The 12565-nt window shown below is 65.6% G+C and carries 8 protein-coding genes, 3 other RNA genes and 2 pseudogenes; 8 read left to right on the top strand and 5 right to left on the bottom strand.

Annotated features, from left to right (window positions below; translation table 11 throughout):
* Positions 1-316 precede the first annotated feature (316 nt).
* The gene (locus QRM89_RS05350) at positions 317-1159 is read right to left on the bottom strand and encodes a phosphatase PAP2 family protein (protein WP_285447456.1); all 843 of its coding nucleotides are present in this window, start codon (positions 1157-1159) and stop codon (positions 317-319) included.
* A 195-nt stretch (positions 1160-1354) separates the two neighbouring features.
* Between QRM89_RS05350 and QRM89_RS05345 the strand changes: the two genes are divergently transcribed.
* Both QRM89_RS05345 and QRM89_RS05340 read left to right on the top strand, forming a co-directional pair.
* Entirely contained in the window at positions 1355-3670 is a 2316-nt protein-coding gene (locus QRM89_RS05345) for a TonB-dependent receptor (RefSeq protein WP_285447455.1), read from the top strand.
* A 173-nt stretch (positions 3671-3843) separates the two neighbouring features.
* Positions 3844-3918, top strand: a non-coding RNA gene (locus QRM89_RS05340) — sX9 sRNA.
* Here the strand turns inward: QRM89_RS05340 and QRM89_RS05335 are convergent.
* Positions 3911-3986: non-coding RNA, sX9 sRNA (locus QRM89_RS05335), on the bottom strand. The two genes, QRM89_RS05340 and QRM89_RS05335, sit on opposite strands and share 8 nt — an antisense overlap.
* A gap of 77 nt (positions 3987-4063) precedes the next feature.
* Here QRM89_RS05335 and QRM89_RS05330 point away from each other — a divergent pair.
* The 3 genes and pseudogenes from QRM89_RS05330 to QRM89_RS05320 form a co-directional block, all read left to right on the top strand.
* Positions 4064-5164: a glycerophosphodiester phosphodiesterase gene (locus QRM89_RS05330; RefSeq protein ID WP_285447454.1), complete on the top strand. Its 1101-nt coding sequence runs from the start codon at positions 4064-4066 to the stop codon at positions 5162-5164.
* A 141-nt stretch (positions 5165-5305) separates the two neighbouring features.
* Positions 5306-5414 (top strand): annotated as a pseudogene (locus tag QRM89_RS05325) (glycerophosphodiester phosphodiesterase); the annotation flags it as partial.
* 153 nt (positions 5415-5567) lie between these two features.
* Positions 5568-5660, top strand: a pseudogene (locus QRM89_RS05320) (glycerophosphodiester phosphodiesterase); the annotation flags it as partial.
* 131 nt (positions 5661-5791) lie between these two features.
* Here the strand turns inward: QRM89_RS05320 and QRM89_RS05315 are convergent.
* Entirely contained in the window at positions 5792-6580 is a 789-nt protein-coding gene (locus QRM89_RS05315) for a rhomboid family intramembrane serine protease (protein WP_285447453.1), read from the bottom strand.
* A gap of 649 nt (positions 6581-7229) precedes the next feature.
* On the bottom strand, positions 7230-8186 hold the full coding sequence (locus QRM89_RS05310) for a TerC family protein (protein ID WP_285447452.1): 957 nt from the start codon (positions 8184-8186) through the stop codon (positions 7230-7232).
* A gap of 262 nt (positions 8187-8448) precedes the next feature.
* Between QRM89_RS05310 and QRM89_RS05305 the strand changes: the two genes are divergently transcribed.
* The 3 genes from QRM89_RS05305 (at position 8449) to QRM89_RS05295 (ending at position 10392) form a co-directional block, all read left to right on the top strand.
* The gene (locus tag QRM89_RS05305) at positions 8449-9618 is read left to right on the top strand and encodes a class I SAM-dependent rRNA methyltransferase (RefSeq protein ID WP_011039292.1); all 1170 of its coding nucleotides are present in this window, start codon (positions 8449-8451) and stop codon (positions 9616-9618) included.
* A gap of 209 nt (positions 9619-9827) precedes the next feature.
* A complete protein-coding gene (locus tag QRM89_RS05300) occupies positions 9828-10145 on the top strand; it encodes a hypothetical protein (RefSeq protein ID WP_116891478.1) in 318 nt (105 codons plus the stop codon).
* A gap of 172 nt (positions 10146-10317) precedes the next feature.
* A non-coding RNA gene (locus tag QRM89_RS05295) (sX9 sRNA) lies at positions 10318-10392 on the top strand.
* Positions 10393-10512: 120 nt separating this feature from the next.
* Here the strand turns inward: QRM89_RS05295 and QRM89_RS05290 are convergent.
* Positions 10513-12384, bottom strand: coding sequence for an Svx/AvrXca family virulence/avirulence protein (locus QRM89_RS05290; RefSeq protein WP_285447451.1), 1872 nt, complete (start codon positions 12382-12384; stop codon positions 10513-10515).
* Positions 12385-12565: the final 181 nt, after the last annotated feature.

Genomic DNA, 12565 nt, shown 5'->3' with positions numbered 1-12565 from the left:
CGGATGGTGGGTGGCCGGCGCCTATGTCAGGCCAACGCTCTGTGATCGCTGATGCCGCGCATGACCAGCATCTCGGCGGCTATGCGCCAAGGCAGCGGTCAACAGGCTGGTAGTGGAAACGGCACCATTGCCAGCGTTCGAGCGGGCAACGCACTGCTGCACGAATGCGCCAGGTAGCCTGCCCGTCGACTCAGAACCCAGGCATCCCCATGCCTTCATGCCTGCATGCGCCAATCGACGAATGCTGCGAGCCGCAGTGTTCGGTTGCATGCCTGCGACCTGCACATCGCGCAGGCACGCATCACCGCGATCTGGCCTACAGCACGCCCGGCAACACCGTCTGCAGGGCGGCGGCTTCTGCCGCGCATGTCGTGGAGTTCGCCGGCGTGGCCTTGGCGATCTCGCGGCGGGCGGCGGCCAGGTCGTTCTGGAAATCGGCGTTGCCATGCAGTGCCGCGACGGTGGCGGCGCCCATGATGCGGCCCTGCAGGACGTCGCTTTGCCAGTGCACGTTGCAGACCAGGCGGCTGTCGCCGAAGGCGCGGCCGCGGGCGAGCAGGGCATCGCGCCTGGCCGGTGCCAGTTCGGCCAGGATCAGGCCCCAGCTCCAGCCGATGGCGGTGTGACCGGACGGATAGGAGCCGTTCTTGCGCAGGCTGTCGTCGTCGGCCGGGGTACACATCGGTTGATCGTTGCGCATGAACGGGCGCGGGCGTTGATAGCGCGCCTTGGCCGCACTGGTGCTGGTGCTGGCATCGCGCAGGCTGCGTTCGAGCAGGCGCAGCAGATGTGGCGTCGTGGCCTGGTCGATCTGCACGCCCAATGCGCAACTGAAGTGGCCAGCCGCCGCCGGGAAGCCCAGCGCGGCGTCGCGCGTGGCCAGGTCCCAGCGTGGTGTGCCGCGTAGTTGCAGCATCGCCTTGGCCACTGCTTCGTCGTTGGCAAGCGCGGCGCTGCCATCCTGCGGCGGTGGCGGGACCAGCTGCAGGCTGTCGGGCAATTGCTCTTTCTGCAGATAACCACGCGCGTCGGTAGCAATCACCGAACCTGCGGAAGCTGGCGTCTCCCGCGCACCCGCCAGGCCGCTGTCGATCAGCAACGTGGCAATGGCGGCGCCAGTCAGCGTCCGACGGAACGAGCGAGCACGGCGCTGCGGCATGGAACACTCCTCAAACGGCACAACGGGAAGAACGCGCACATTACGACGCGCAGATGACAGCTGCATGCCGGCGCCACGCAGTGACGGCGCGCGCAACGCAGCGACTGTCGCCGCACTGTCATGCGGCCGTCGCATCGGCGCAAGACAGCTGTCGCACGCTTGCCGCCATCTTTTGACTCTTCCCCCACGCCGCTCATGCCCAAGACCCATCTCCTCAGTGCCGCTGTCCTTACCGCGCTCGTGCTGTCACCGGCCGTGCGCGCCGCCGATACGCCTACCGAGGCAGGTGCCGACGCGTCTGCCGCAACGGGAACCGTGCAGCAACTCGATGCGGTGTCGGTGATCGGTCAGGGCGAAACCCGTCAGGTGCAGCGCATCACCCAGCAGGACATTCCGGTGCTGCCGCCGGGCACCAGCATCCAGAAGCTGCTCAACCGCATGCCGGGCGTCAACGTCCAGTCCAACGATGCCTTCGGCGCGAACGAAGAGTCGCAAACAATCAGCCTGCGTGGCTTCAACGGCACGCGTCTGGGCTACACGCTCGATGGGTTGCCGCTGGGCGATAACGCGTACGGCAACTACAACGGCCTCAACATCAGCCGCGCGCTGATCGCCGAGAATTTCGGCGGCGTGGAGCTGGCTTCGGGTATCGGTGCGCTCGGTACCGCGTCGACCAGCAACCTCGGCGGCACCATCCAGTACTACTCGGCCGATCCGTCCAGCGTATTTGGCGGCCAGGTGTCGCAGACGGTGGGCTCCGATGCCAACCGCCGCACCTTCCTGCGTATTGATACCGGTGATTACAACGGGTTCTCGGCGTATGTGTCCGGCATCAATGCCGAAGCCGACATGTGGGCGCGCCCCGAGTCGCCGACCACCACCCGGCAGTTCAATGCCAAGGGCGTGTATCAGTTCGACGGCGGCAAGCTGACCGCATTTGCCGATACCTCGCGCACCTCGCAAGCCGATTATTCCTACCTGTCCAAGAGCGGCATGGCGCGTGGCCTGGGTTGGGATTGGAACCTGTATGCGCCGGACTGGAACCGCGCACTGGCGGCGGCGTACTGCGCACCGGCCACGCGCAATGCGGCGCGCTGCGGCTTCAGTGGTGGCGTGGATAACGTGGACGACGCGTATTACCAGAGCCGCGCGCTGCGCGACGACGACCTGTTCTACGTGGCCGGCGACTTCCAGCCCAACGATGCGATCAGCCTGCACACGCAGGTGTATCACCATGAAAACAAGGGCCAGGGCCACTGGTGGTCACCGGGTCAAGCGTCCAACCCGGGTACGCCGCAGGCACTGCCGATCTCGATCCGCAGCACCAATTACTGGATCAATCGCACTGGCGGTATCGCCTCACTCGGTTGGGATCTGGGCCCGCATCATCTGGAAGCCGGACTGTGGTACGAGCGCAATCACCACGATGTGGAGCGCAATTTCTACTGGATCGATGGTCCGGTCAGCGATGACAAGTTCCTGCAGGATCCCGACCGCCGGCTGTTCTCGCAGAACTACATCATCACCACGCGGCAGTTCTACGTGCAGGGCAACTTCAAGTTTCTCGACGACCGCCTGAGCGTGGATCTGGGCATCAAGAGCCCAAGCACCGAAATGACCGCGCGCGAGACGCCGGGCATCGCAGTGGAAGCGCCGGTGGCCACCGGCTCGATCAAGGCCAGCGAGTCGGTGCTGCCGCAGATCGGGTTGGGATATCGCCTTGCCGAAGGGCAGGAAGTGTTCGCCTCGTACGCGGAAAACATCGCCGCATTCCAGGGCGGTGGCGCCGGTGGCCCGCTGCTGGTGACGCAGGCCTCGTTCGATGCCAGCGTGGGCACGCTGGAGCCGGAAAAGTCGCGCACGCTGGAAGCCGGCTATCGCTTCGTGCGTGACCGCTTCGAAGCCTCGTTGGTCGGTTATGACGTCACCTTCGACAACCGCCTGCTCTCGCTCAACCCCTGCGCCAGCATCCAGCAGGGCACCACGCCGGCCTGCACCACACGCTTCTTCAACGTGGGTTCGGTGAGCAGCCGCGGTGGCGAACTGACGGTGATCTGGAAGCCCACCAGCTACCTGCAGTGGTACAACTCGGCCTCGATCAACCGCTCCACCTACGACGACAACTATGTGCAGAACGGGGTGACCATTCCCACCGCGGGCAAGACCACAGTGGATACGCCCAAGCGCATGCTCGCCAGCGAAATCGCCTTCAACTACGCTGGCTGGAACGTCAACCTGCGTGGCAAGTACACCGGTGAGCGCTTCTACACCTACACCAATGATCAGGGCTTTGGCGGCTACACCTCGTTCGATGCCGGCGCCGGCTATGAGTTTGGCCAGGTCAGCATGCTGCAGTCGCTGAAGCTCTCGCTCAACGTGACCAACCTCACCGACAAGCGCTACGCCTCCAACCTCACCGCGTTCGCCAACAGCGATCCGAATGGCCGCCAGCTCGCGTTTCACGCCAGTGCACCGCGGCAGGTGTTTTTGACGTTGGATGCGAAGTTCTGAGTTAGGGATTGGGGAATCGGGATTGGGGATTCGTAACGGCGGGTCTTGCTGCTGCTTACGGATTTCCGATGCTGATGGACGCTGTTAGTTTTAGAGTGGCTGACAAGACTTAGAGCAGCTATCAAAACTACTGCGCAGCCGTCAGGCGGGCGCGGCCGGTGCTCGGAATCGGCATGTACCCACGTGCATTCCGGTTCCTCCGCGCCGTCCGCAACCACCTGACGACTGCTCGCTACGTTTTGTTAGCCGCTCTTAGCGCGTGGTTGCCAGGCGGGTACGGACGCTGCGGAGAAAGCGAGGTGTACGTGTCGTACATGCCGTACCACCAATCGGCCGCGTTCGCCTGGCGATCATGCTTTGGTTTTGATGGCTGCTTTTTCGTTGGAGAAAGGCATGATGCAGTTCCACCGTGTTCTAGTCTTGGGAGCGATGATGGCCGGCATGAGCGGTCCCGCCGTTGCAGAGGCGCCGCTGGCCAAGACGGTGCAGATCTTTGCGCACCGAGGTGCCAGCGCATTGCGCCCGGAACATACCTTGGCGTCCTACGCCAAGGCCATCGTCGATGGCGCTGATTTCGTCGAGCCGGATCTGGTGTCGACCAAGGATGGCGTGCTGGTGGCGCGCCACGAGAACGAGATCGGCGGCACCACCGACGTGGCCAGCCATCCGGAGTTTGCCGCGCGCAAAACGCGCAAGACCATCGATGGCCAGGCGCTGGAAGGCTGGTTCACCGAAGACTTCACCCTGGCCGAGTTGAAGACCCTGCGCGCGCGTGAGCGGTTGCCGCAGTTGCGTGGCACGCAGTGGGATGGCCATTTTCAGATCGTGACGCTGGACGAGATCATCGACTTCGTTGCGGCGGAGTCGGCCGCCACAGGGCGCACGATCGGGCTGATTCCTGAGATCAAGCACCCGAGCTATTTCAGCGGCCTGGGCCTGGCGATGGAAGACAAGGTGCTGGCCACCCTGCAAGCGCACGCGTATACGCGCACGGCGCCGGTGGTGATCCAGTCGTTCGAGACCACCAACCTGCGCTACCTGCGCGGCAAGATCGGGCGGCAGAGCAACATCCGGCTGCTGCAATTGCTCAGTGGCGCGCAGATGGCGCTGCCCGATGCGGGCAAGGGCGCTGCGCCAGCCACCTATGCGCAACTGATGACCCCGGCCGGGCTCACGCAGGTTGCCACCTATGCCGACGCGATCGGCCCGGACATCCGCGCGATCATTCCGCTGGATGCGCAGCAGCGCCTGGGTCAACCGACCAGTCTGGTGCGCGATGCGCATGCGGCGGGATTGCAGGTGCAGCCGTACACCTTTCGTCCGGAAAACTACTTTCTCGCTGCCGACAACCGCAGTGGCGGTGCGCCGACCCAACGTAACGAAGCGGGTGCGCTGGCGGAATTGAAGCGCTATCTGGCCACCGGCATCGATGCGTTTTTCGCCGACGACCCGGGCCTGGCGCGGCGTGCGTTGAACGAGCAGACACCGCGGTAAGCAACGCATACGTAGGAGCGCGCTTGCGCGCGATGGAACGTTACCGGTGACGCTTCGTCGCGCGCAAGCGCGCTCTTACGTGGGGCGGGGCAGCGACGTCGATTGGTCGGTGGTTTGTTTGAAGAATGGTTGTACGTGCGTGGCGCACTGGCGGAATTGAAGCGCTATCTCTGCAACGGCATCGACGCGTTTTTTCGCCGACGACCCGGGCCTGGCACGGCGTGCGTTGAACGAGCAGACACCGTGGTAGGTAACGCCTGCGTAGGAGCGCGCTTGCGCGCGATGGGGCGTTACCGGTGACGCTTCATCGCGCGCAAGCGCGCTCCTACGTGAGGCGGGCGGCGACGTGGATTGGTCGGCGGTTGTTTGAAGAATGGTGTTACGTGCCTGGTGCACTGGCGCAATTCAACGCTATCTCTGCACCGGCATCGACGCATTCTTCGCCGGCAAGACGGGCTTGGCGCGACGCGCGTTGAGCGGGCAGACACCGTGGTAGGTAACGCGGAGTGCGTAGGAGCGCGCTTGCGCGCGATGGGGCGTTACCCGTGACGCTTCATCGCGCGCAAGCGCGCTCCTACAAACGCGGCACAGCACTGATTACTTGGTTAGTCGCCTGCAGAACGCCCACTACGCGCCCGGTGGGCGCTCGCGTGGCGGGAAATGCAGCACCACGTTTTCCGAGCCATCGTCCTGCCGTTGCCACAGCACCGGCACCTGACGCGGTGGCGGCGGTTCCAGCATGGCGTGCTCGGCGTTGCTGACCTCCCAGGCAGCGTCTTCGTCCTCGTCGTCCCAGCTGTAGCGCGGCTTGGCCTGTTGCGGGTCGCGCAGTCGCAGGAGCAGCGCGGCAATCAGGCCGGCCACCGCGCCGCCCAGATGCGATTGCCAGGACACGCCGGATTCGTGCGGCAGGATGGTCATCAGCATGCCGCCGTAGAACAGGAACGCGATCATGCTGGTGGCGATCGCCGGGCGGTCGCGGCGGAGCAGGCCCAGCACGAACACCAGGAACATCAGCCCGTGGGTGACACCGCTCGCCCCCAGGTGGCGGCTGCCGGGGTCGCCCAGCAGCCATGCACCCAGGCCCGAGCCCAGCCACAGCAGCGGCAACGCCATCGCGGTGGCACGCGGATACACGCTGCCGGCGAGGGTGCCCAGGATCAGCAGCGCGGCCGCATTGGCGCCCAGATGCGCGAGCGAGCCGTGCAACAGTGGCGCGGTGAGGATGCCGATCAGCCCGTCGGCCTGCAGGGGCGCCACCGCCCACGCACGCCAGTCGAACATGCCCTGGGCGGTGAACACGGCCACCAGCAGCAGCACGGCAGCCAGGCTGAGGTTGAAGGCACGCAGCACCCGGGAGCGATCCAGGCGGTCTTGCGTGGTGGCGTCGGCGGTGGCAGCAGGATGCGAGGTCATGCCTTCACGGATGGCGTCGCACGGGTTTTTTTACAAGCCTACCCAGCTCGGGATAAGCAGGCCCGGCGACGGGACAATCCACTCCCGGCTCCGATCGTTGGCGCATCAGCCTGGACGATCTACGGCTTGGCTGCAGGGCCCTTGCCCGCCCATTATCGCGGGACACGCTGCAAGTACCTCCCTGTAAGCGCTGACGCGGCATCCCTGCCGCGTAAGGTCCCGCGACGGTAGGCGGGCAAGGACCATCGGAGATGGTCGGTGTTTATGGCTTTCAACAAAGCAACCAGCAGACTTTCTGGTGCGGTGTCCTCGCCGCTTGCGGGACCGTGTGGCGGCATGGATGCCGCCACCGAGCCCCCAGGGACGGGTTCACGGCGTGTCCCGCGAGCGGTGAGGGCACCGCGCCCTCGACTCACCTAGCTTCTGATTGTTGATCTGTCGCTTGGCTGCAGGGCCCTTGCCCGCGCACCATCGCGGGACACGCCGCAAGTCCATCCTTGTAAGCGCTGACGCGGCATCCATACCGCGTCAGGGCCCGCGATGGTGGGCGGGCAGGGACCCCTCAAGATGGCCGGTGCGCCAGAGACGAGCAGCGCACGCGGCGCTGCCATTCACGAATCCCCAATCCCGATTCCCCAATCCCAGCCCCTTAGTGCCCAGCCGGCTTCGCCGGGCGCAGCAGGCTCAGCACGATGGTGGCGATGAGGATGGCGACCACGACGGCCAGTGAGACCAGCACCGGGATCTTGTAGAGATCGATGATCATCATCTTGGTGCCGATGAACACCAGGATCACCGCCAGGCCGTACGGCAGCAGGTGGAAGCGGTCGGCCATGCCGGCCAGCAGGAAGAACATCGCGCGCAGGCCCAGCACCGCGAAGACGTTGGAGGTCAGCACGATGAACGGGTCGGTGGTGATCGCAAAGATCGCCGGGATGCTGTCCACCGCAAAGATCACGTCGATCACCGCGATCAGGATCAACACCACAAACAGCGGGGTGAACCAGCGTTTGCCATCCTTGATCACGCTGAGCAGGTTGCCGTGATACTGCGGGCTCAGGCGCAGGTGGCTGCGCATCCAGCGCAACACCGGGTTGGTTTCCAGATCCGGCTCCTTGCCGGCGGAGAACCACATCTTGATACCGGTCAGCAGCAGGAACGCGCCGAACACGTACAGCAGCCAATGGAACTTGGCCAGCAACATCGAGCCGGCGAAAATCATGATCGCGCGCAGCACGATGGCGCCCAGCACACCGATGATCAGCACGCGCTGGCGCTGTTCCTCCGGCACGCCGAAGTAGGTCATGACCATCAGGAACACGAAGATGTTGTCGACCGCCAGCGATTTCTCGACCAGGTAACCGGTCAGAAACTGCAGCCCGATCTGGTCGGCCTGCGCGTCGCCCAGCGTGCCCTGCAGGTACCACCACAGCCCGGCGTTGAAGGCCAGCGCCAGCAGCACCCAACCGATGCTCCACCAGGTGGCTTCCTTGAAGGTGACCTTGTGGGCGCCGCCATGGCGCATCAGCACCAGATCGATCAGCAGCGCGGCGATCACCACGACCCCGAAGCCGCCCCATAACCAGACATTGCCAATGGTTTGCATAAAGAATCCCGAAAAGTGAAACGACCTGGACAGCCGGTGGGCTGAGGCCTTGTGACACGGAAATCGTGGATTCCGGGTGACGGACCTTCGCCTGCGCGGCGAAGGTCTCGCTCGCAACCGGCCGGGCCGGTTGCCGTTGCACCGGAGCGCCTGACGGACAGGACTCGTAATGACGGCGACAACGCTGGGAGCTACTCCCCTTCTGGCGCCGATTCTGCGGGCAGGGGCCGGGCACGTCAATCCGGCCGGATACAATGGGCGGATGAATACTCCTGTCCCCGTCGTCCGACTCAAGAATGCGTGGCGCTCCAGCCACCCGTGGATCTTCCAGAAGCTGGTGGAAAAGCCCGCCGCCAAGCCCAAACCCGGCACCATCGTCGATGTGGTCGGCGTCGATGGGGAATGGATCGGCCGCGGCTTCTATAACGGCCACTCGCGCATCGCCGTGCGCATCCTGGAAACCGACCAGTCGGTGCCGGTGGATGCGGGCTGGTTCTCGCGCAAGATCGCCGCGGCAGTGAGCCTGCGCCGCGACTGGCTGCAGCTCGATGGCGTGTCCGATGCCTGGCGCGTGGTGCATAGCGAAGGCGATGGCCTGTCCGGGCTAGTGGTGGACCGCTATGGCGACCTGGTGGTGGTGGAATTCTTCGCCGCCGGTATGTTCCGCCACCGCGAGTGGATCTACGAGGCCTTGCGCGAGCAGTTCCCCGGCTGCCGTTTCCACAGCTTTGCCGATGAGCATGTGCAGAAGCAGGAAAGCTTCGATTTCCACAGCAACACCACCACCGAAGCGTCGGTGATCACCGAGTACGGCATCAAGTTCCGTGCCGACCCGGCCGGTGCGCACAAGACCGGTTTCTTTGCCGACCAGCGCGAGAACCGCCAGTGGCTGAGCGAGCAGGTCAAGGACAAGACCGTGCTGGACCTGTGCTGCAACACCGGCGGGTTTGCGGTGTATGCGGCTGCGCGCGGCGCCACCGAGGTGCTGGGCGTGGACATCGACGAAGACGTGATCGCCATTGCCAAGGGCAACGCCAAGCTCAACAACGTGCGCCCGAAGTTCGTGCAGGCCGACATCTTTCCGTGGCTGCGCGATGCGGCCAACCGCGGCGAGAAATACGACGTGGTGATCCTGGACCCCGCAAAGATGACCCGCGACCGCGAGCAGGTGATTCCGGCGCTGAAGAAGTACCTGGACATGAACAAACTGGCGCTGGGCGTGGTCAAGCCGGGCGGCCTGTTTGCGACCTTCTCGTGCACCGGTCTGGTGGCCGAGCAGGAGTTTTTGGACATGCTGCGGCGCGCTTCGTATTTCTCCGGGCGCACCATCCAGATCCTCAAGGTGGCCGGTGCCGGCCCGGACCATCCGTTCATGGCGCACGTACAGGAATCGCGTTATCTCAAGGCGGTGTTCTGCCGCGTGGTCGACTGACAACGTCCTTAGCTCCCTGCCGGTGCCGTGGGTATCGGCGGGGGCGATGAGGCGGGCCGCAGTACGATCGAGGCGTGATGCCCGCGCCATGCCCTGGCACCATGCAAGGGGCTCATGGCTACACGCTGCCGCGCTGCACGTGCGCCATCACCGCGCGCCTGGCAGCCAGTGGGTTGCCGCCCTCCACATCCCGCAGCAGAGGCCTGGCGATGACCATCCACGACGACGAACGCAAGGCGCTGCGCCGGTTGTTGCGCCAGATTGAGCGCCCCAACACCAGCCTGCTGGCCAGCAATTGGCCGGTGTTCGGTGTGTGGCTGCTGTTCGCCGGGGCCTTCATGTATCTGTTCAAGACCGGCGTGCAGTCGCCGCTGCATCCGCTGATCCTGGCACTGGGTTCGACCTGCCTGGGCGTGTTTGGCGCCTGGATCGTGTTCCTGTCGGTGTGGGCACGGCAGTGGCCGCACCTGCGCGACCACATCGATGCCGACAGCGTGCGTGCGCGGCTGGCCGAACTCGACGACTGAGTGGTTCGGCGCGCGCTGCAGTGTGAGCGCAGGCTGTTGATCAGCACGCGATGTGTGTCCGATGCGCGCGTTGCTGGGCTACTCACGCGTGTCACCGCACGCGCAAACTAAGAGCAGCTATCAAAACGACTGCGCAGCCGTCAGGCGGGCGCGGCCGGTACTCGCAATCGGCATGTACCCCCGTACACTCCGGTTCCTCCGCGCCGTCCGCACCCACCTGACGGCTGCTCGCTACGTTTTGTTAGCCGCTCTAAAGACATGCGTGCTGCGCGATCCACGGCCGTGATCGCGCCAGCACCGCACGCACGGCCTTCCTGGCCAGCGCGCGCTGTCTGCGGGGCAGACAACGCTCAGCGCAACAGCTTGATTACCAGCCCGCCGGCCGCGCAGTGATCTCCGGCACCGCCTGGCGCAGGTCTGCACCGAACTCGGGGTTGCGCATCGTCTCGGTGTCGGCATAGCCGTAGAACACGCCCTGGCTAGGTGTGGTGCCTTCGCGTAGCTCCAGGTCGCCGCGCACCTGGGTGGTGCCGGCCACGGTGACCGCACCGAAGGCGCCCGGGCCCATGAACACGGTCTGGGCCTGCGCGGTGTTGCCGATCACCGCGCCGGGGTGCCACACGGTCAGCCCGCCGAGCACCGCGTTGCCCTGCACGGTGCCGCCCATCACCGTGGCGTGGCCGTCGATGCGCGCATTGCCCAGCACGTTGCCGGCCAGCACGCGCGCAAACGGCCCCACATAGGCGGTGGAGGCGACATTGGCGGTGTTGGCCACCCAGCCGCCGCCGTTGGCATGCCGGCGGCCCACCGGCGTGGGCGTGGGCGCGCCGGGCTGGCTGCCGGCCGCGGCCGCGTTGCTCAGGGTCACGCTCCACGGGTAGCGATAGATCGCGTAATAGGACTGGTCCCACTTGATCTTGTGCATGGTGGTGGGCGCGCCCATCACCATCAGGTACACCGCGCGGTCGCCGCTGCGCAGGGCCACGGTGACGCTGGCTTTGGCGCCGCGCTGCAGGGCGCTGTAGCGCGCGCGGCCGCTGCTGTCGATGCTGACCACCCCCCAGCGCCAGTCCGAATCCGGGGCTGGAATGCTGGCCGGGTCGGTCACCAGGCCGGGCAATGCGGTGACCGCGGGCGCAGCCTGCACCTGGCCCTCGAAGCTCACGCCGATGCTGGTGGCGCCGGCAGCGGGGATCAGCTGCACCAGGTTGTAGCCCCAGCGCTGTGGCGCCCATTCGAATGGCACGCGGTAGCGGTTGGCCTGGCCGGCGACCGGGTCGAGCACGGTCATGCGCAGCGCGCGGTCGCGGTTGTCCCAGTCCTGGGTGCGTTGCGGATCGAACGCCAGGTTGCTGCCGTAGCGCGCGCGGTACAGCGCGCCCTGATCGCTGCCATCGGGGTTGGTGTAGTCCCAGTTGACGTTGCGCAGCGCCCAGTCGCCGAACACATCGTTCAACTGCGCCTGCGTCCAGCCCATGTTGGTGCGGAGTACCGAAAACGGGTCGGCACTGCGTTGCGCCGGATCGCCCGGCTTGGGCGCCTTGGCCCACAGGTCGTTGACGATGGCGTAGCCGTAGCGGTTCTTGAGGTACTCCAGGAACTGCCAGTTGCAGTAACGGTCGCGGGTGGAGCCCAGATACAGGTGCGGGTAGTTCACCAGCATGCTGGAGCAATGCACGTCGCTGGCGTGGAATTCCGGCAGCTGGTGGGTCATCCAGTTGGCGTGCGATTCCCAGATCCAGCCGGTGTAGTCGGAGTCGCGCAGGCTTTGCGTCTGCCCCTGCAGTGCGTGCGTGAGTTCGTGTGCTAGGCCCCAGTGATCGCGCAGGCCGCCCGGTGCCATCCACATGCCCATGTTGCCGCTGCCGGTGACCCCACCGCTCAGCCCGAAGCTCGGATCCAGGTGGATGCTGGCCTTGGTCTTGGTGGCACTGGTGCAGGCCGGCTCGGGGAATTGCAGGCGATTGATGAAGGTATCCCAGACCATCTCCAGGTGCTCGCCAGCCGCGCGGACGTCGGCGCTGGACACGCCGTCGCCATTCCAGCGGAACGCAAAGTGCGTGGTTTCATAACGCACCGGTGGCATGCCGGCTTCGTTGGCGCGCGCAGTCCAGGTACCGGCCGTGCAGGCCGCACTGGCGGTGGAGGCGGCACCCAGCAGCCCGGTGGCGATCAGGGCGGCGGCCAGTAGACGGCGGGCGGACAGGCGGCGGGGCAATGCAGGCGATGCGTTGGGCATGAGGGCGCTCGGGCATGAGTGAAGGCGCGCACGCCACCGCACACACGCGCTGGGGCGGTGTGGCGAAGCGAGGGCGGTGGCAGGCCGTTGGAGGGGCGGCGGCGCAAGTGTGCGCAGCGCGCGCGGGTCTGCAATTGGTTTGAAGATGGATTATTCGGTTCTGCAACGCGGTCGGCGTTCG

Source organism: Xanthomonas sp. LMC-A-07 (genome assembly GCF_030208825.1).
Classification (GTDB): Bacteria; Pseudomonadota; Gammaproteobacteria; order Xanthomonadales; family Xanthomonadaceae; genus Xanthomonas; species Xanthomonas campestris.
This window is presented reverse-complemented; position numbering and strand designations above follow the sequence as displayed.

Coding starts and splice junctions, on each gene's coding strand:
- QRM89_RS05310 (WP_285447452.1), bottom strand. CDS start 8,186: ATGCAAACCATTGGCAATGTCTGGTTATGGGGCGGCTTCGGGGTCGTG.
- QRM89_RS05305 (WP_011039292.1), top strand. CDS start 8,449: ATGAATACTCCTGTCCCCGTCGTCCGACTCAAGAATGCGTGGCGCTCC.
- QRM89_RS05315 (WP_285447453.1), bottom strand. CDS start 6,580: ATGACCTCGCATCCTGCTGCCACCGCCGACGCCACCACGCAAGACCGC.
- QRM89_RS05290 (WP_285447451.1), bottom strand. CDS start 12,384: ATGCCCAACGCATCGCCTGCATTGCCCCGCCGCCTGTCCGCCCGCCGT.
- QRM89_RS05300 (WP_116891478.1), top strand. CDS start 9,828: ATGACCATCCACGACGACGAACGCAAGGCGCTGCGCCGGTTGTTGCGC.
- QRM89_RS05330 (WP_285447454.1), top strand. CDS start 4,064: ATGATGCAGTTCCACCGTGTTCTAGTCTTGGGAGCGATGATGGCCGGC.
- QRM89_RS05345 (WP_285447455.1), top strand. CDS start 1,355: ATGCCCAAGACCCATCTCCTCAGTGCCGCTGTCCTTACCGCGCTCGTG.
- QRM89_RS05350 (WP_285447456.1), bottom strand. CDS start 1,159: ATGCCGCAGCGCCGTGCTCGCTCGTTCCGTCGGACGCTGACTGGCGCC.